Raw genomic sequence first — 17,562 nt, forward strand, 5'->3', positions numbered from 1 at the left:
CTTGATTAGCCTAGATTTTCCCTGATTTTAAAAATGAATATATGCAAAATTTATGTATAATTATACATTTTTAATGTATGTTATTCATTTTCTTGCAAATGATAACCATAATGTGATATATTTATCTTATAAAAATAAATAAAGACTAACTATTAAAAGTCAAGGCTATAATGAAGATATTTTGAATTAATCAAAAAAATCCTTTAGATCGTATTGGAATCGTAAAAATAGCATGACAAAAAAGAGCATCATAAATGGTGCTCAAAATAAGATATTTATGAAAAGAATTAAACTGTTGGTTGGTATGGTTGTTTAGATTTCTCCATTGCAAAAATTAAGCGAACAAGTTTCTTTGTTGCATGGGATAATGCAACATTGTAATGTTTGCCTTCTGAGCGTTTCTTACCAAGATATACACCGAAAGATTCATCCCAGTAACAAACATATTTTGTTGCATTGTACAGAGCGTATCGTAAGTACCTTGAACCACGCTTTTCCATATGAGAATGGCAGTTCTCTAATTGACCGGATTGGTAGGTAGAAGGTGACATACCTGCATATGCAAGTATTTTATCAGCTGAATCAAAGCGATTGAAATCTCCAATTTCAGCGATAATCATAGCTCCTGTATTATAACCGATACCTGGGATTGTAAGTATTGGAGAATCAATTTTATCCATAATAGATTTGATTTCTGTTTCAATTTCATTAATTTCAGTAGTTAATTCTTTGATAAGCTTAATAGTGTGTTTTAGTTCTAAGGATTTTGCGGCATATGTGAACCAATAGAATTTCTGGCAGCATTACGAATTAGATTGGCTGTATCTTTACCATATCGTCCATGTGAATTTTCAGATAGCAAATTGGTAAGTCTGGTAAGGTGTGAAGATGCAATAGCATTAGCAGATGGAAATTCAGATAATAAGGCATAAACTGAAGCCATATGAAGTGTAGGAACGAGTTTTTCTAATTCAGGAAAAAGGATACATACAAGTCTAGAAATAGAAGATTTTAATTTTGCTCTTTCTTTTACTTTATCAAAACGGTATCTAGTTAGTGACTTTAGCTCCTCATTGTGGTATGATGTATTTGTGTAGGACTTTAAGTTCACATCAGACATAATCATAGAAGCAATTGTACGGGCATCAACTTTATCTGTTTTCGTCTTTCTAAGACTTAAACTTTTTCTGTATAGATTTGTATGTAATGGATTGATAATGTAGGTCGGCAAACCTTTATCAAGAAGAAATCCCAGAAGATTGTAACTATAGTGTCCGGTAGCTTCAAGTCCTACTTTTACTTTTGTTAAATCATCTGAAATGGATTGTACTTTTTGAAATAAGGTTTCAAAGCCTTCACGATTGTTAGAGATAGTAAAAGATTTAAATAAGACTTCACCATCTGAATTGGTAATAAAACAGTCGTGTTTATCTTTAGCAACATCAATTCCAATATAAATCATAATGAAAACTCCTTGTGAGTGTATTTTTGATACTGTTTAGACCACTGGTACTCCTTGCGATTGTAACCTCGTTCTAAATAAACCGTCATGCGGTATCTAACTAATTAACAAATATACAAAGAGACTGTGGTTGTAGCCTTTATTAAACCATCAAGTGGTAGGAGATTGTAAACAATCCACAGTATCTCTATCATTATAGCACACAGACCTTGGAGAGGGTCTATAAATACTACTACTTTATTATACGAGGAGATAATAAAATGTTTAAAGAAATATCTGCTAAAGAACTAAAGGAAAACCCATTTACACTTATCGGTGATGATTGGGGACTTGTAACTGTTGACACTAAAGAAAAGGTTAATATGATGACTGTTTCTTGGGGTGGTGTGGGTATTATGTGGAACAAGCCTGTTGCATTTACTTTCATTCGTCCACAGAGATACACATTTGACTACCTAGAAAATGGCGAATACTTTGCTATTTCTTTCCTACCTGATGAATACCATAATGTTCACAAGATTTGTGGTTCAAAAAGTGGCAGAGATATTGACAAGGTTAAGGAAACAGGTTTAACACCTATTACCGATGACAAAGCACCTTACTTTGCAGAAAGCAAGGTTGTACTAATTTGCCGTAAAATGTATGGTCAAAGTCTAAATGCCGACAGTGTTGTTGACGAAAGTGTATTCTCAGCATATGCACCTGACGGTAGTGACTACCACAAAATGTACATTTCAGAAATTGAAAAGGTACTTGTAAAAGAATAATTCATAGTAAAAGTACTAAAGGGCTGTTTCATAACGAAACAGCCCTTATTTTATAGGTAATATTAAAAGTTAAAGTAAATAAATGGGTTATAAGCACCCTTAACAATGTAGCTGACGGAAACAACAAGCAAAGCTAAAAGTCCCACAGAACTAACCACATATGCAATAGGGTTTGTACCCTTTACCTTTAGAGAAAGGTTCTTGAAAATCGGTGTACTGACAAGAATTGCAATTAGGAAATATACAAAATAGTTCATTGCATAATAGATTGTACTGTCATTAATCAAAGTACCGTTACCGAACATTGTGCAAATATATGCCCAAGCATCTGTAATACTGTCTGCTCTAAACAGTACCCAACCCATTAATACAAAGAACAATGTATAAATTCTTCTAAGTACAATCATTTTGTCAGGATATTTCTTTTCCCAACCTGTTAATTTTTCTATTGCAAGCAGTACAAAGTACATTAAGCCCCAACATAGGAAAGTCCAGTTTGCACCATGCCAAATACCTGTTAATGACCATACTACAAATAGGTTAAACACAAGTCTTGCTTTGCTCTTTACTCTTGAACCACCAAGTGGAAAATATACATAATCTCTAAACCAAGTACCCAGTGACATATGCCATCTTCTCCAGAACTCAGTAATAGACTTACTTATGTATGGATAATCAAAGTTCTCTAGGAAGTCAAAGCCAAACATTTTACCAAGACCGATAGCCATATCACTATAGCCACTAAAGTCAAAGAAAATTTGTAGTGAATAAGCTATTGCACCAATCCAAGCCATTACAACAGTCAGTTCACTGTTTGGCATATCAAATGAATAGTCGGCAACAACACCCATTGTATTTGCCAAAAGAACTTTCTTTGCAAGACCGATAATAAATCTTACAACACCTGTTGAAAAGTTATCAAAGGTTTCAACTCTGTGCTTAATCTGATAAGCAACTGTTTCGTATCTAACAATAGGACCTGCAATAAGCTGAGGGAAGAAACTAATATAAAGACCAACATTCAGTGGGTTTATCTGAGCTTCACCCTTTTCCCTATAAACATCAATTACATAACTCATTGCTTGGAATGTAAAGAAACTGATACCGATAGGCAATGCTATGTTTGGTACTGACAAGTTAAGTCCTGCAATAGAATTAATATTATCAACAGTAAACATTAGGTACTTAAAGATAAACAGTACCGAAAGGTTAAGTACTGCTGTAAGTGCAATTACAAGCCTTGAAAGTACTTTCCTATGCCTTACCTTATCAACTAAAAGTCCCAAAGCATAGTTAACAATAATTGATGCAATCATAATCAAAACATACTTTGGCTCACCCCAAGCATAGAAAATCAAACTTGCAATAAGCAACATTACATTTTGACCCATTCTCCATTTTCTGAAAACTGTATAATACAGTAACAGAACTACCGGTAAAAATACAAATATAAAAACTGTACTAGCAAATAACATAAATCACTCTCTACAATAATCTTTCTGACCTTCGGTATAGGCATTGTTGCCATAACTATCAATTGCTACAATACAAGGAAAATCCTCTACTGTATATCTTCTGATAGCCTCAGTACCAAGGTCCTCATAACAAAGTATCTCTTCCTTCTTAATTGATTTTGCTATTAAGGCAGCAGCACCACCAACACAAGCAAAATACACACAGCCATTTCTTACAATAGCGTCAATTACATCTTGGTTTCTAGCACCCTTACCTATCATACCCTTTAGACCTAAATCCAAAAGTGTAGGTGCATATTTATCCATTCTATAACTGGAGGTAGGTCCTGCCGGTCCTACTGCAAAACCCGGTTTTGCCGGTGCAGGTCCTACATAATAGATAAGTTCGCCTTTAATATCAATAGGCAACTTTTCTTCTTTTTCTACAAGTTCATACAACCTTTTATGGGCAGCATCACGACCTGTCAGCATTGTACCTGAAAGTAGCACAGTTTCTCCGGCTTTTAGGTCTTTAATGTCGCTATCCGATAAAGGCAAAGTTAATCGTTTCATTTTCTTCACCATCTCACTTTTTATCTATGTAATACACAAAGGACAGATTACGGGTTTCATTACCGATAGTAACAGTAAAGTCAATGGACTTAAACTTGTCATCCCTAATAAGGTACTTTCTGTTCTCGTAAATAATGTCCCAATAATACACATCATCATTTATAACAGTTTGATTTCTGTCAAACCTCATATAGTCTGTGCCGTATTTAAACTTAATTTTTTCTCCGAAATAACAGTACTTATCATTGTTCTTTATCATTTCACACACATTGATTGAACTACCGTTAAAGTAAAGGTAAAGACAAGTTTTGTCTGTTTCGGCTTTACCTATAGATTGTTGTAACTGCACTGTATCGTAGTAATGAAAAAGGCTGTCCTCCGGTGTTTTTTGGAAATCATTTGAATACACATTAGTGCCAAACTTCCAAGTACCGGGAGTTACAAACATTGTGACTAAACCAATAGCAATAATAATAACTGTTATTACAGTAATTCTAATTGTTCTTTTCATACATTTTCCCTTATATTGTTGTTGTACTGTGTCTTGCTGCATGGCAACAAATATTTACTGCAACAGGCATACCTGCAATATGGGTAGGATAAGTTTCGATATTTACACCAATGGCAGTTGTTGTACCACCAAGACCTGCAGGTCCAAAGCCCATTTTGTTAATAGACTGTAGTAGTTCATCCTCAAGGTCGGCATATCGCTTATCTTCATTATGAGTATCAATACTTCTAAAGGTAGCTTTCTTAGCAAGTAAAGCTGCCTTTTCAAAAGTACCACCAATACCAACACCTACAACCATAGGTGGGCAAGGATTAGGTCCTGCTTCTCTTACAGTATTTAGGATAAATTCCTTTACACCCTCAATACCCTTACTTGGTGTTAACATTGCAATCTTTGACATATTTTCACTGCCAAAGCCTTTGCCACCGGCAAGAATTTCAATCTTGTCCCCAGGGACAATCTCGGTATGAATAATGCAAGGTGTATTATCCTTAGTATTTATTCTGTCAAAGACAGGGTCACTGACAACACTTTTCCTTAGGTATCCGTCAATATATGCTCTGCGAACACCCTCGGTAACAGCCTCATTAAATGAACCATCCTCAACAATAACTTTGTCACCATACTTAACAAACAGAATTGCCATACCTGTATCTTGACAAAGTGGTATTTCTTCTTTTTTTGCTATATCATCATTTTCAATAATCTGGTCAAGGATACTTTTGCCTGTTTCGCTTTCTTCGGTATCTCTGGCTTTTAGTAATGCGTTGTAAATGTCATTGCCAATAAAGTAGTTGCAATCCATAAACAACTTCTTAACCTTTTCTGTTATTAATGATGCTTTAATTTTTCTTGCTTCCATATAATCACCCACATTAACCTATTATAACTTTATTTTTCTAACTTTTCAATATTTCCTTTAAAAGGATTTGAAAATATGATAAAATGTAGAAAATACTATTAGAAAATATTAAGATTTTCAACATAAAATCATCACATTTAGATTTTATTCTATAATTAAAGAAAGTGAGGGTCATATTATGAGTAAGATTTTAGTAGTTGATGACGAATTTAGAATTAGAGAGATTATTAAGAAATATGCAAATTTTGAAGGTCATAAAGTAACTGAGGCAGTTGACGGTATGTCTGCTATTGAAATTTGCAACAAAGAAACATTTGATATAATTATTATGGATGTAATGATGCCTGAGCTTGATGGTTTTTCTGCTTGTAAAGAAATCCGTAAGCATTGCAACACACCAATTATTATGCTTTCTGCAAGAGGTGAAGAATATGACAAGATTCATGGTTTTGAACTTGGAATTGACGACTATGTTGTTAAGCCATTCTCACCTAAGGAGCTAATGATGAGAGTTAACGCAGTGCTAAAGAGAAGTAACGGTGCTGACACTCCTAGTCAGGATGTGTTTAAGTATGAGAACCTTGTTGTTGACTTTACTGCAAGAATTGTTACTGTTAACGGTGAAAGAATTGATATGACACCTAAGGAATATGAACTATTCTTCTATATGGTTAAGAACAAAGGTATTGCCCTAACAAGAGAAAAGCTAATCTCAGAAGTATGGGGTTATGACTTCTTTGGTGATGACAGAACTCTGGATACTCACATTAAACTACTTAGAAAAAGCCTAGGTGAATATAGCAAGTGCATTGTTACTCTGAGAGGAGTTGGCTACAGGTTTGACACAGTTTAAGAGCAAAATGTCTTCCCTACCACTACATTACAAAATATTGTTGTGGTTTGTACTTTTCTCTTTGATAATGCTGGTTTTATTGTGGGTTTTCCAAACAGTTTGCTTTAGAAGTGTATATAGCAAGGTTAGGGTAAATCAAGTTAAGAAATGTGCATCATCAATAGAAGAAAATATTAATTCAAATAACATTACTACATTGGTAGAGAACTTAGCAGAACAAAATGATGTTATGATTTATGTTTATGACACTACAGATTCTACAGTAAGACCTGTTTATTCTACCGATAAATCATTTATGAAAATTATGATTTATGACAGTTCAAGCAGTTCATCAAATGATAGTAATTCAAGTAGTTCAAAAAGTTCTGACAGTTCCGATAAAAATTCATCTGACAAAAAATCTTCAGATAACAGTTCATCAAATAAAAATTCCGATAGTAACGAAAGTGATAACAACAGCTCAATTACTCACAGACAGTATGTATCATTTAGCACCAATCAGCTAATAAAAGGCGAAAGTCCATATAACTACTATAGCCAAGCTAAAGCAAGTGATGACAAAACCTATACACGATACATTGATGAAGAAGAAAACAGTGAAAATGACCTACTCCACAAAATCAAAGGTCACACACCACCAATGGATAAGTTAAACACCAAAGGTGTTGTATATACTTCACTGTTTGATGATGACAGTAACAATGACTATATGCTGATTATCACTTCACAAAGTTCACCTGTAGACAGTGTTGTAAACACATTAAGATACCAACTTGTAACTGTTACATTTATCTTACTGTTTATCGGTGTATTTATTGCTATTGTTGCAGCAAGAAAGATTAGCAAGCCTATTACCGACACAACAAAGTCAGCACTAAAACTTGCTAACAAAGATTATGATGTTCAGTTTAACAGCACAGGATACCTTGAAGTTACCGAACTGAACAACACCCTAAACTATGCAGCAACGGAATTAAAGAAAGTTGATTCTTTACAGAGAGAACTTATTGCTAACATTAGCCATGACCTAAGAACACCATTGACTATGATTACAGGTTACGGTGAAGTAATGAGGGATTTACCGGGAGAAAACACTCCTGAAAATATCCAAATTATTATTGATGAAGCTAACAGACTGAATATGCTTGTAACAGACTTACTTGATATTTCAAAGCTACAGTCAGGTGCAACAGAAATTAACAAGGAAGTTTTCTCAATTACAACATTAATCAAAGAAATGTTCCAACGCTACAACAAGCTAAAGGAACAAGAGGGTTACACCCTAGACTTTGAATATGATGAAGATATTTATGTAAATGCTGACTATAGCAAGATAAGTCAGGTAATTTACAACCTAGTTAACAACGCAATTAACTATTCAAGAACAGACAAACATATTATTGTTCGTCAATCAAGAAAAGACAAAAATGTACTTATTGAAGTTATTGACCATGGTGAAGGTATTGACCAAGAACATTTGGAAAATATTTGGGACAGATACTACAAGGTCGATAAAGAACACAAGAGTTCTGTTGTAGGTACAGGCTTAGGACTTTCAATTGTTAAGAATGTTCTTGACAGACACAATGCACATTATGGTGTTAAGAGTGTTGTTGGTGAAGGAAGTAACTTCTGGTTTGAACTTGAAATAGCAGACTCACCGGAATAAAATAATGAAAATAAAATGGGAAATGGCTCTTCGGAGTCATTTTTCATTTTAACAAGAGGATATTATGAATTTAAGATTAAGAAAATACAACATATCAAAGGAAAGTAAAAATAAAGTAGAGGAACTGTACTTCTCAGCTTTTCCAAAAGATGAACAACTTCCATATTGGATGATGAAACTGTTAAGCAGAAAAAAGTCAGCAGACTTTTACAGTATTTATGACAAAAAGGACTTTGTAGGTTTGGCATATGTTGCTACATACAAGGATACTGCTTATTTATTTTTCTTTGCTATTGATGAAAAGCAAAGAGGCAAAGGCTACGGTTCAGCTTTTCTTTCAGCATTAAAAGAAAAGTACAAAGATTACAAAATTTTGTTAGCCATAGAACAACTTGACCAAAACGCACCTAACATTGATGAAAGAATCAGAAGAAAGAATTTCTACACCAAAAACGGTTTTTATGACCTTAACTTTACAATGACAGAACAGTCAGTTACCTATGATATGCTAGGCTACAATAAGGATAATAAAACCGTTACCGAACAAGAATTCTTCTGCCTAAATAAAAACTTCTTCGGCAAAATCTTCTATAACCTGTTTTATAAAAGAATCTATGTCGAACCTAGGGATGATTAATTTTGATTTTTGTTTTTATGGATTAGTACTACAAATTAGGGTTTGTGAGGCTGATTATGTAATAAAGGTTGATTTAGATAGCAACCGATTAATACATCTAATTTATAGTTTTTCCCTCCTTCAGTCATTCTTTAAAAGGTGAATTGCTTTGCAATTCACGAATGACAGCTTCCTCGTCTGAGGAAGCCAAGCGTAATATGTACAAATTTGTAAGTTTGTACACAAAAAAGAAATTGTACAGACCTAGTTGCCTCCCTCGCTGAGGGAGGTGTCACCGAATGGTGACGGAAGGAGTGATTGATATTTTAAACTTGTTTAAAATATCATCATAGCTGAAACTTTCCTCTATTTCTAACTATAAAATATAAGAAAAATTATGAGTTACAGGTGTAGGGGACATCATTGATGTCCCGTTACAAACTAACCTTTATATAGGTACTTTGCCCTATATGGTAAGTTATAATTTTTAGTTTCTACATAGGACTAAGTTACATAAAACATTTTACTATTAAACGGGCGAACAGTGTTCGCCCCTACATCTGTAAGCCAAAATTTTGCTATAATTCACACCCACAAACCCAAATTTATTAAACTAACCTATCTATATACGCAGAAAAATTGAAAAATTATTTTTTTAACAATCCATATTTCGCATACCGGAATACAACACATATTATAAACTAAAACATAAAAAAACCGTAGAAGTTACGATAACATCTACGGTTTTATTTGTCATTCATATTTGCAAATTTTTATCAATTACTTTTATCAATTATTTTACAATTTATTTTATCAATTAGTTTTACCGATTATCTTGCAATTATTTTATCAATTAGTTTTGCCGATTATTTTGCAATTATTTTATCAATTAGTTTTGCCGATTATTTTGACATTTATCTTTAACTTACATTACCCATATATTGGGCATAACCATCAAAATACACTTTTGCAGTATCGTACTTTTTACTACTATAAAAAATTTTAGTTGCTGAATTATTTTCCGTAAGTTGCAAACCGTAATCCATACCGGAAAAATGGTCTTCACCAATAGCACCATCAAGAAAATCAACCAGCCTACCATTATCAAACAACATAACTGCAACAGTAGTATATATTACATCACATCCATCACTTTTATTAGTTGCCTTTAGTGAAATTACATTTTTATTCTTAGTGATTTTACTTTCGATTAATTTTCCAACATTAATACCATCAGTATTATATTCCTTTAGTGTATATCGAAAATTCTCAAACTTATATTTACCGGTAAATCGTAAAGGATAATCACTTTTTGAACTAAGGGTTTTGACAGTTTGTAAATCAGAACCCATAATCTCACCGTTACTATCTAAAAATTCAACATACATTCTCACTATTAAATTTTCTTTGCCATTGTTATGCAAATTAGCAATTAGATAGTTGTGGTATTTTTTATTACTGTCACTTAGTTTGTATGTAGTTACTTTAATATTCTTAGTTGATACTGTAGGCAACTCTTTATCATAATGATTAACGATTACATCTTCCTCCATACCATCAACATATAAATAATAATATATCATATCAGCACAAACATCCATTTCTTTATTGCTTTGAAAATTCTTTTTGTTTAATTTGATTGTCTCTTTTTCTTCTTTAGTCAGTGATGTTTTAACAGTTGGTTTTGTTGTAGTTTCAGTTGGTTTTGTAGTTGTACTTTTTGTTTCAGTATTTTTATTTTCACTACATCCCACAAAAAGCACCATACAAGTTACCAATAAAAGCACTATTATCTTCTTCATATTAACCTCCAGAATTTTTTCTCTTTTATTAATAATACTTTTGAAAAACAATAACTGTTGCAAAAATTTAAAATATTTTTTAATTTTATAAAAATAACCGTAGAAGTACAAAACTCCTACGGTTTTTTGCTTATTTAACCACAACACTACACTTTAAAGTAACACCATTGGTCTTTACGGTAATTGTTGCATTACCCTTTTTCTTAGGGATGATTTTACCTACAGAATTAACTGTTGCTACCTTTTTATTTGATGAAGTAAATGTTGCTTTACCTACTTTTCCCACTACCTTTAATGTATATGATTTCTTAACATTTAGTGTAATCTTAGTTTTGTTTAGTTTTGGTGTTTTAACTATAACGGTAAAGACTTTAGAAACTTTATTATTGGTTACTGTAACCTTAGCTTTACCAACTTTCAATGCAGTAATCTTGCCGTTATTATCTACTTTAGCAATTTTAGTATTGTTACTTTTAAATGTAGTTTTGCCAACACCATTCTTTACAACAGGCTTAACAGTTGTTGTTCCTTTCACATACAAACTTACAGTTGATTTTGAAAGACTAATGCTTGTTTTCTTAACTATTGGCTTTACAACATTGACAATACATTTATCCGACTTAATAAATGATTCCCCGGGATTATGGACAGATACTGAGATTATTGCTTGACCATAACCAACTGCAGTAACAACACCGTTTTCATCTACTTTAACAACTTTTTCATCACTTGAAGACCACTTTACTTTTGTGTCAAATCTTTTATTCTTAATACTTGCTTTTAATGAGTAGGTCTTTTTGTCTGATAAATTTAGTGATAATAGATTTTTGTTTAACTTAACATTTACACTTTCCAGTTCATACTGAGAACCGGCCTTATCATCCCAATTACCATCAGCATGAAGGTAGTACCATCCACCACCAAAAATAACTGAACCGTTCTTATCATTAATAGAAGTATCATCGGTATCAATAACATAAACAAGGTTGTTAAAACTATCTATACCTTCAGGGAAAACACTGCTTTCATCCGGTGCATATCCTTCAAGAGAAATATTGTCGGTTTGGTATGACCTTCCCCAATTTAGAGAAGTATAGTCACCACTCTTAGTACCAACATCAATACCATTGTTAAATACAATATTTCTAACATCAACAGAAACATCAATATAGTAAACCTTTGTACCATTATCCTTTGTAATAGGTGTTGCCTTCATTTGATATGAGTTTTGCCAATTTGCACATTTATCTGTACCGTCCCACCAATAGGCACAAGCCTTTGCATTAGTAAATGTTTTCCAATCTTTCGGCATAGCGAAATAATACCTTACTTTGTTACCACTATCAGGACCGTCATATATACCACCTTTATAGGTTACATCACTGGTTTCACCCTTGTCATTTGTAGTTTCTTCAACTACAGTTTCCGTAGGTATTACAGTGCTATTAGGTTTTTCGTAATCTTTAGAACTAATTTCCTTTGCAGTTACCCCTACAGATACTGAGCTAATCATTAGTGCTGATAATAAAATACTTGTAAATTTTTTGATTTTCATAACTAAAAAACCTCCAAATTCTCATACTATTATAGTTCTATTTTAGCATAATTATATTTTGTGTTCTAGCACAAAAAATATACAAATTATTCCTGTTTTATTTGTACACAATAACATATAACATTAATCCTATAAATTTTATAAAACATTATTATTTAATGTGTTTATTTTTTTAATTTTGATTGTTAGGAAAGATTAATCAATTCTGTAAATTAGGTTTTTTCAATTTTGTCTGTGGGTAAAGATAAATTAAGGTTTGTAAAGTTGTTTATGTAATGTAGGTTAATTAGATAGTAACCGAATAATTCATCTAATTTATAGTTTTATCCCTCCTTCAGTCGATTTATAAAAGGTAAATTGCCGTACCGTCAATTTACAATCGACAGCTCCCTCGTCTGAGGGAGCCAAGCATAATATGTACAAACTTATAAATTTGTACATAATTAAAGAAATTGTACATACCTTGTTGCCTCCCTCGCTGAGGGAGGTGGCTTTGCGTATGCAAAGACGGAAGGAGTGGTTGATATTTTAAACTTGTTTAAAATATCATCATAACTGAAACTTTCCTTTATTTCTAACTATAAAATATAAGAAAAATTATGAGTTACCGTTGTAGGGTCCAACACTGTTGGACCGAGCAAATTAGCAATATATATAGGTATTTTGCCCTGTGTAGCAAGTGATAATTTCTAGTTTTTACATAGGACTAAGTTACATAAAACATTTTACTATTAAACGGGCGAACACTGTTCGCCCCTACGACTGTGAGCCAAAATTTTGCTAAAATTTAACACTTTACATTTAGCACTACAAACCCTAATTTACAAACTTCCACCACACAAAAAGGCTAGTTACTATAAGTAACTAGCCTTAATTTTATAATATTGATATTAAGAAATTAGCCGAAATATCTCTTTAGCAGACCTTGGAAACCTGCACCATGTCTAGCTTCATCCTTAGCCATTTCGTGAACTGTATCGTGGATTGCGTCTAGGTTAGCTTTCTTTGCTCTAACTGCAAGGTCTAGCTTACCTTCACAAGCACCTGCTTCAGCTTCTGCTCTTAACTGTAGATTTTTCTTTGTAGAGTCTGTTACAACTTCACCAAGAATTTCAGCAAACTTTGCTGCATGTTCAGCTTCTTCAAAAGCATACTTTGTAAATGCTGCTGAGATTTCAGGATAGCCTTCTCTATCAGCAACTCTTGCCATTGCTAGGTACATACCTACTTCAGAACATTCACCGTTAAAGTTAGCTCTCAAATCTGCAATAATATCTTCTGAAACACCGTCAATAATGCCTACCTGATGTTCACAAGCGAAACCTGCACCTTCCTTTAGTTCATTAAACTTTGATGCCGGTGCGTTACACTGTGGGCACTTTTCCGGTGGTTCAGGACCTTCGTGAACATAACCGCATACTGCACAAACCCATTTTGCCATAATAATTTTCCTCCTAAGATAATATAAATTTTAATTTTCTATGTTTTTACTTTTTAAACGATTGTCACATTCTCTACATCTGCCATAGTAAGTGATAGCTCTTTTCTCTATTATAAAGCCATCCCCTACAACATTGTTTCTTGTGCCAACATCGTTTGTGAATAAGTCAGTAATCTTACCACAATAGGTGCATACCAGATGTGTATGAGGTGTAGTGTTACCGTCTATTCTTTCTTCACCGTTTAGGGAGCAAACAGAAATTGCCATTTTCTCATCCTTAAAAAGTGAGATATTGCGATAAACAGTACCAAGGCTAAGGTCAGGATAATCTTCCTTTAGGTCCTCATAAATCTGAGTAGCTGATGGATGATCAGTTCTATTTATAAGCATATCATAAATAGCTTGACGCTTAGCACTAAAGTTTCTTCTCATAAACACCCTCCTATCTATAAAATTGATAATCATTACTGATTTGATATTATATTAGCACAAAGTTTTTGATTTGTAAAGACCTTTTTAGTAATTTTTTTAAATTTTTTTCATAAACTTTAAAGATAACAGAAAAGGAGTGTTTTTATGCCTACTTTATTTTTAAGTCCCTCAACACAAGAATTCAATCCATTTGTTGATGGTGGCAATGAAGAATATTATATGAACCTTATTGCTGATGCAATGGAACCTTACCTTTATGCATCAGGCATTAATTTTGTTCGCAATAACCCTACCGATAATGTGCGACAGGTTATTGCACAAAGCAACAGTGGCAACTATGACCTACACCTTGCAATACACAGTAACGCCTCTCCTAAAAGTGTGAAAGGACAAAATACAGGTGCAGATATTTACTACTACCCTACTTCCGTTAATGGCAAAAGGTTTGCTGAAATCATAGCAAGAAACTACAAAACCATTTACCCTAGAAGTGTAGAGATTATTCCTACTACATCTTTAGGTGAAGTCAGACAGACAAAAGCCCCTAGTGTGCTGATTGAAGTTGCTTATCACGATAACCGTCAAGATGCACAATGGATTAGGGATAACATTGGAAACATTGCTAGGGTACTTGCAATGAGTGTTGCAGAATATTTTAATGTGCCATTTGTAGAACCTAAATAAACATTGATTTACACCGTAAAATAAGGTAAAATATAATTATGTAAATTCAGCACATAAGCGTGTAGAATTAACTTTCTACACGCTAAAATGTAAAATCATATTGCTAAGATTAAATGTTCTGATTGTTCTTGCGATTGTTAGACTGATTTTTGTGGCAGTTCTGATTTTGGTTCTGATTCTGCTGATTGTTATTTTGATTTTGATTATTGTTCTGGTTCTGGTTGTTGTTCTGGTTCTGATTCTGATTGTTATTCTGTCTGTATCTATTGTTCATAAGAACACCTCCCTTACAGAAACAGTATCTGTAAATATAAAGGAAATATACATATGGAAAAATTTTTTGAAGAAATAAAAAATTTAATACCGGATGATTATGATGAATTTTTAAAATGCTACAATGAAGAACCATACAAAGGTTTAAGGGTAAATACCCTAAAATGTACCGGTGAAAAATTACAGTCACTTCTAAACTTCCCACTAAAGAAAACACCTTTCTGTGACAACGGTTACTACTATCCAAATGAAGAAAAAGGACTTGGAAAAAATCCACTTCATCATGCAGGTGCTTTCTATATTCAAGAACCATCAGCTACATCGGCAGTACCTATGCTTGGTGTAGGAGAAGGTGACTTTGTACTTGATATGTGTTCAGCACCGGGAGGCAAAAGTACACAGATTGCATCTATGCTAAATGGCAAAGGGCTTTTAGTTTGTAATGAAATTATAAAAAGCAGAGCAAATATTCTCCTTTCTAATATAGAGAGAATGGGTGTTAAAAATGCAATTGTAACTTCAAACCATCCAACAGTAATTGCAGAAAAGTTACCAAACTTTTTTGATAAAATTCTAGTTGATGCACCTTGTTCAGGGGAAGGAATGTTCCGTAAAGACAATGAGGCTCAGCAAGAATGGAGTTACGAACACACAGTAACTTGTAGTGTTAGACAATTAGAAATTTTAAACAGTGCAAAAACCTGTTTAAAAGAAAAGGGTGTGCTGGTGTATTCAACTTGCACATACAATAAGCGAGAAAATGAGGGTGTTATCACAAAGTTTATTGAAGAAAATCCTAACTTTGTAATTGAAGACAGTGGCAAAACTTACGGTAGAAACACCCTAAAATATGCAAAGAGAATTTTCATCAATGATGGTGGTGAGGGACACTTCTGTTGCAGACTTAGAAAAACATCTGCAAATGACGGCTACACAGAGCCATACAAATATACTAAGCCGAAAGACGAAAAGAAGTATCTTGAATTTTACGACAGTATTTTTAATAACAGACCATTTGGCAGTAACCTAGAAGTTATTAAGGATAAGATTTATCTATTGCCAAACAATATGCCTAACATTAAAGGACTGAATGTTCTAAGGGCAGGTATCTTGCTAGGTGAAATCAAGAAAAATAGAATTGAACCTTGTCATAGTGCATTTATGGCAAGTAAAACAGAAGATTGCAAAAACTATGTTGACCTTGATATTAACAGTGAAGAAATCAAAAAGTTTCTACATGGTGAGGAAATTCCTGTACCTAAAGAAACCAAGGGTTACACAGCAGTTGCAGTAAACGGCATTGTTACAGGCTTTGGCAAAGCAAGTAACGGCACACTAAAAAACAAATATCCAAAGGGATTAAGGAATTTATAATATGAATGGACTATCAAACATTGGTACAATTAAAGAAATTTTAGGTAGGCATGGTTTTACCTTTAGCAAAGGACTGGGACAGAACTTCCTTGTTAACCCATCAGTATGCCCTAGAATGGCAGAAGAATGTGGTGCAGATAGTGGAGTTGGTGTTCTGGAAGTAGGTCCGGGTATCGGTGTACTTACTCACGAACTTTGTTTAAGAGCAGACAAGGTTGTTTCTGTTGAGCTTGACCAAAGGCTACCGGAGGTATTGGCTGAAACTTTAGCAGAACACAAGAACTTCAAATTAGTCAGTGGCGACATTATGGAAATTGATGTTAGAAAGCTAATTGAAGAAGAATTCAACGGTCTTGATGTGGTGGTATGTGCTAACCTACCTTACTACATTACTTCCCCAATTATTATGAAGTTTCTTGAAGAAAAGCTACCGATAAAGTCCCTAACTGTAATGGTACAGAAAGAGGCAGCAGACAGACTAACTGCAAAGGTAGGTTCAAGAGAAAGTGGTGCAGTAACAGTTGCTGTGGCATATTACAGTACACCTGAATTTCTGTTTAATGTTTCAAGAGGTTCATTTATGCCTAGTCCTAATGTTGACAGTGCAGTTATTAAGCTAAATATTTCGGACAAACCTAATGTTGAAGTTAAGAATGAAAAGGACTTTAGAAAGGTAGTAAAGGCAGGCTTTTCTCAGCGTAGAAAGACACTTTCAAACAGTCTTTCATCAGGCTTAGGCATTTCTAAACAAGATGCAAACAGTCTTATTGAAAAGGCAAACCTTGCACCGTCCATTAGAGCAGAGAAACTTTCACTTGAAGATTTTGGCAGATTGACAGACTGCTATACGGAGTATTGCAATGGAGAAAATTAAAACACTATTTTTTAAAATTTTCACAAAAAGAGAAAAAGAAACAAAGTGGAATTGGATTTTCCGAGTTGGTGTAATGCTATTTTCACTTAGCATTTTGCTACTGATATTTTCAATCACTTGTACTGCACTTGGAAATATTGACGGTCTAAAAATATTTTCACTAGAACCTAATGATGTTTCTACATATTCAGGTATGGCATCTTGCCTAGTTGCAGTTGTGGGATTTTTCTTCCTGTTCTGTGGTAAGGTTAAGAAAGTAGATTGATTATAATTACATAAAATTAAAAGTTATATTGGTGGTGTACATTGTACATCACCTTTTATTTTTCCACAATTTTGATTCAAAATGTTAATAACATA

General features: G+C 33.6%; 17 protein-coding genes and 1 pseudogene. 8 read left to right on the plus strand and 10 right to left on the minus strand.

Annotation, left to right across the window (positions count from 1 at the left end; translation table 11 throughout):
* Positions 1-287: 287 nt before the first annotated feature.
* Positions 288-1,462, minus strand: a pseudogene (locus E5Z56_RS03845) (IS110 family RNA-guided transposase).
* 260 nt (positions 1,463-1,722) lie between these two features.
* Between E5Z56_RS03845 and E5Z56_RS03850 the strand changes: the two are divergent.
* On the plus strand, positions 1,723-2,229 hold the full coding sequence (locus tag E5Z56_RS03850; protein ID WP_138156608.1) for a flavin reductase family protein: 507 nt from the start codon (positions 1,723-1,725) through the stop codon (positions 2,227-2,229).
* 62 nt (positions 2,230-2,291) lie between these two features.
* Here E5Z56_RS03850 and E5Z56_RS03855 read toward each other — a convergent pair whose 3' ends face one another.
* Genes E5Z56_RS03855 through E5Z56_RS03870 form a run of 4 tightly spaced genes read right to left on the minus strand, consistent with a single transcriptional unit; the run spans position 2,292 to position 5,629 of the window.
* Entirely contained in the window at positions 2,292-3,704 is a 1,413-nt protein-coding gene (locus E5Z56_RS03855; protein ID WP_138156609.1) for an MBOAT family O-acyltransferase, read from the minus strand.
* A 3-nt stretch (positions 3,705-3,707) separates the two neighbouring features.
* Positions 3,708-4,256 carry a Fe-S-containing hydro-lyase gene (locus tag E5Z56_RS03860; RefSeq protein ID WP_138156610.1) on the minus strand — a complete coding sequence of 183 codons (549 nt, stop codon included), beginning with the start codon at positions 4,254-4,256 and terminating at the stop codon, positions 3,708-3,710.
* Between the two features lie 13 nt (positions 4,257-4,269).
* On the minus strand, positions 4,270-4,767 hold the full coding sequence (locus E5Z56_RS03865; RefSeq protein ID WP_138156611.1) for a hypothetical protein: 498 nt from the start codon (positions 4,765-4,767) through the stop codon (positions 4,270-4,272).
* Between the two features lie 10 nt (positions 4,768-4,777).
* Complete coding sequence (locus E5Z56_RS03870; protein WP_138156612.1) at positions 4,778-5,629, minus strand: fumarate hydratase; 852 nt, start codon at positions 5,627-5,629, stop codon at positions 4,778-4,780.
* Between the two features lie 178 nt (positions 5,630-5,807).
* Here E5Z56_RS03870 and E5Z56_RS03875 point away from each other — a divergent pair, with 178 nt between their 5' ends.
* The 3 genes from E5Z56_RS03875 (at position 5,808) to E5Z56_RS03885 (ending at position 8,788) form a co-directional block, all read left to right on the plus strand.
* Positions 5,808-6,482: a response regulator transcription factor gene (locus E5Z56_RS03875; protein WP_022505278.1), complete on the plus strand. Its 675-nt coding sequence runs from the start codon at positions 5,808-5,810 to the stop codon at positions 6,480-6,482.
* Positions 6,469-8,151 (plus strand): HAMP domain-containing sensor histidine kinase, encoded by a 1,683-nt coding sequence (locus E5Z56_RS03880; RefSeq protein WP_232842478.1) that lies wholly within the window; start codon positions 6,469-6,471, stop codon positions 8,149-8,151. The genes E5Z56_RS03875 and E5Z56_RS03880 overlap by 14 nt, the downstream gene beginning before the upstream one ends.
* 64 nt (positions 8,152-8,215) lie before the next feature.
* Positions 8,216-8,788, plus strand: a complete 573-nt coding sequence (locus E5Z56_RS03885) for a GNAT family N-acetyltransferase (RefSeq protein WP_138156613.1) — start codon at positions 8,216-8,218, stop codon at positions 8,786-8,788.
* A gap of 899 nt (positions 8,789-9,687) precedes the next feature.
* Here the strand turns inward: E5Z56_RS03885 and E5Z56_RS03890 are convergent.
* The 4 genes from E5Z56_RS03890 to E5Z56_RS03905 form a co-directional block, all read right to left on the minus strand.
* Positions 9,688-10,569, minus strand: coding sequence for a hypothetical protein (locus tag E5Z56_RS03890; RefSeq protein ID WP_138156614.1), 882 nt, complete (start codon positions 10,567-10,569; stop codon positions 9,688-9,690).
* 130 nt (positions 10,570-10,699) lie between these two features.
* A complete protein-coding gene (locus E5Z56_RS03895; RefSeq protein WP_138156615.1) occupies positions 10,700-12,124 on the minus strand; it encodes an Ig-like domain-containing protein in 1,425 nt (474 codons plus the stop codon).
* Between the two features lie 898 nt (positions 12,125-13,022).
* Positions 13,023-13,565: an NADH peroxidase gene (locus E5Z56_RS03900; RefSeq protein ID WP_138156616.1), complete on the minus strand. Its 543-nt coding sequence runs from the start codon at positions 13,563-13,565 to the stop codon at positions 13,023-13,025.
* A 30-nt stretch (positions 13,566-13,595) separates the two neighbouring features.
* Positions 13,596-13,997 carry a Fur family transcriptional regulator gene (locus E5Z56_RS03905; RefSeq protein ID WP_138156617.1) on the minus strand — a complete coding sequence of 134 codons (402 nt, stop codon included), beginning with the start codon at positions 13,995-13,997 and terminating at the stop codon, positions 13,596-13,598.
* A 144-nt stretch (positions 13,998-14,141) separates the two neighbouring features.
* Here E5Z56_RS03905 and E5Z56_RS03910 point away from each other — a divergent pair, with 144 nt between their 5' ends.
* The gene (locus E5Z56_RS03910) at positions 14,142-14,681 is read left to right on the plus strand and encodes an N-acetylmuramoyl-L-alanine amidase family protein (RefSeq protein ID WP_138156618.1); all 540 of its coding nucleotides are present in this window, start codon (positions 14,142-14,144) and stop codon (positions 14,679-14,681) included.
* 109 nt (positions 14,682-14,790) lie between these two features.
* On the opposite strand, the gene E5Z56_RS11650 is transcribed toward E5Z56_RS03910, so the two are convergent.
* On the minus strand, positions 14,791-14,955 hold the full coding sequence (locus tag E5Z56_RS11650; RefSeq protein ID WP_022504740.1) for a hypothetical protein: 165 nt from the start codon (positions 14,953-14,955) through the stop codon (positions 14,791-14,793).
* Between the two features lie 53 nt (positions 14,956-15,008).
* Here E5Z56_RS11650 and E5Z56_RS03915 point away from each other — a divergent pair, with 53 nt between their 5' ends.
* From E5Z56_RS03915 to E5Z56_RS03925, 3 genes are read left to right on the plus strand one after another with little or no spacing between them, the layout of a single operon-like run.
* Positions 15,009-16,328, plus strand: coding sequence for an RsmB/NOP family class I SAM-dependent RNA methyltransferase (locus E5Z56_RS03915; protein ID WP_138156619.1), 1,320 nt, complete (start codon positions 15,009-15,011; stop codon positions 16,326-16,328).
* 1 nt (position 16,329) lies between these two features.
* The gene (gene rsmA / locus E5Z56_RS03920) at positions 16,330-17,202 is read left to right on the plus strand and encodes a 16S rRNA (adenine(1518)-N(6)/adenine(1519)-N(6))-dimethyltransferase RsmA (RefSeq protein WP_138156620.1); all 873 of its coding nucleotides are present in this window, start codon (positions 16,330-16,332) and stop codon (positions 17,200-17,202) included.
* A complete protein-coding gene (locus E5Z56_RS03925) occupies positions 17,189-17,467 on the plus strand; it encodes a hypothetical protein (RefSeq protein ID WP_138156621.1) in 279 nt (92 codons plus the stop codon). The genes rsmA and E5Z56_RS03925 overlap by 14 nt, the downstream gene beginning before the upstream one ends.
* The last annotated feature ends 95 nt before the right edge of the window (positions 17,468-17,562 follow it).

Source organism: Ruminococcus bovis (assembly GCF_005601135.1).
GTDB classification, from domain to species: domain Bacteria; phylum Bacillota; class Clostridia; order Oscillospirales; family Acutalibacteraceae; genus Ruminococcoides; species Ruminococcoides bovis.

What these genes read in the sequence shown, in the direction of transcription:
- E5Z56_RS03905 (WP_138156617.1), bottom strand. Translation starts at nt 13,997, where the DNA reads ATGAGAAGAAACTTTAGTGCTAAGCGTCAAGCTATTTATGATATGCTT.
- E5Z56_RS03900 (WP_138156616.1), bottom strand. Translation starts at nt 13,565, where the DNA reads ATGGCAAAATGGGTTTGTGCAGTATGCGGTTATGTTCACGAAGGTCCT.
- E5Z56_RS03870 (WP_138156612.1), bottom strand. Translation starts at nt 5,629, where the DNA reads ATGGAAGCAAGAAAAATTAAAGCATCATTAATAACAGAAAAGGTTAAG.
- E5Z56_RS03910 (WP_138156618.1), top strand. Translation starts at nt 14,142, where the DNA reads ATGCCTACTTTATTTTTAAGTCCCTCAACACAAGAATTCAATCCATTT.
- E5Z56_RS03850 (WP_138156608.1), top strand. Translation starts at nt 1,723, where the DNA reads ATGTTTAAAGAAATATCTGCTAAAGAACTAAAGGAAAACCCATTTACA.
- E5Z56_RS03865 (WP_138156611.1), bottom strand. Translation starts at nt 4,767, where the DNA reads ATGAAAAGAACAATTAGAATTACTGTAATAACAGTTATTATTATTGCT.
- E5Z56_RS03915 (WP_138156619.1), top strand. Translation starts at nt 15,009, where the DNA reads ATGGAAAAATTTTTTGAAGAAATAAAAAATTTAATACCGGATGATTAT.
- E5Z56_RS03925 (WP_138156621.1), top strand. Translation starts at nt 17,189, where the DNA reads ATGGAGAAAATTAAAACACTATTTTTTAAAATTTTCACAAAAAGAGAA.
- E5Z56_RS03895 (WP_138156615.1), bottom strand. Translation starts at nt 12,124, where the DNA reads ATGAAAATCAAAAAATTTACAAGTATTTTATTATCAGCACTAATGATT.
- E5Z56_RS03885 (WP_138156613.1), top strand. Translation starts at nt 8,216, where the DNA reads ATGAATTTAAGATTAAGAAAATACAACATATCAAAGGAAAGTAAAAAT.
- E5Z56_RS03860 (WP_138156610.1), bottom strand. Translation starts at nt 4,256, where the DNA reads ATGAAACGATTAACTTTGCCTTTATCGGATAGCGACATTAAAGACCTA.
- E5Z56_RS11650 (WP_022504740.1), bottom strand. Translation starts at nt 14,955, where the DNA reads ATGAACAATAGATACAGACAGAATAACAATCAGAATCAGAACCAGAAC.
- E5Z56_RS03890 (WP_138156614.1), bottom strand. Translation starts at nt 10,569, where the DNA reads ATGAAGAAGATAATAGTGCTTTTATTGGTAACTTGTATGGTGCTTTTT.
- rsmA (WP_138156620.1), top strand. Translation starts at nt 16,330, where the DNA reads ATGAATGGACTATCAAACATTGGTACAATTAAAGAAATTTTAGGTAGG.
- E5Z56_RS03875 (WP_022505278.1), top strand. Translation starts at nt 5,808, where the DNA reads ATGAGTAAGATTTTAGTAGTTGATGACGAATTTAGAATTAGAGAGATT.
- E5Z56_RS03855 (WP_138156609.1), bottom strand. Translation starts at nt 3,704, where the DNA reads ATGTTATTTGCTAGTACAGTTTTTATATTTGTATTTTTACCGGTAGTT.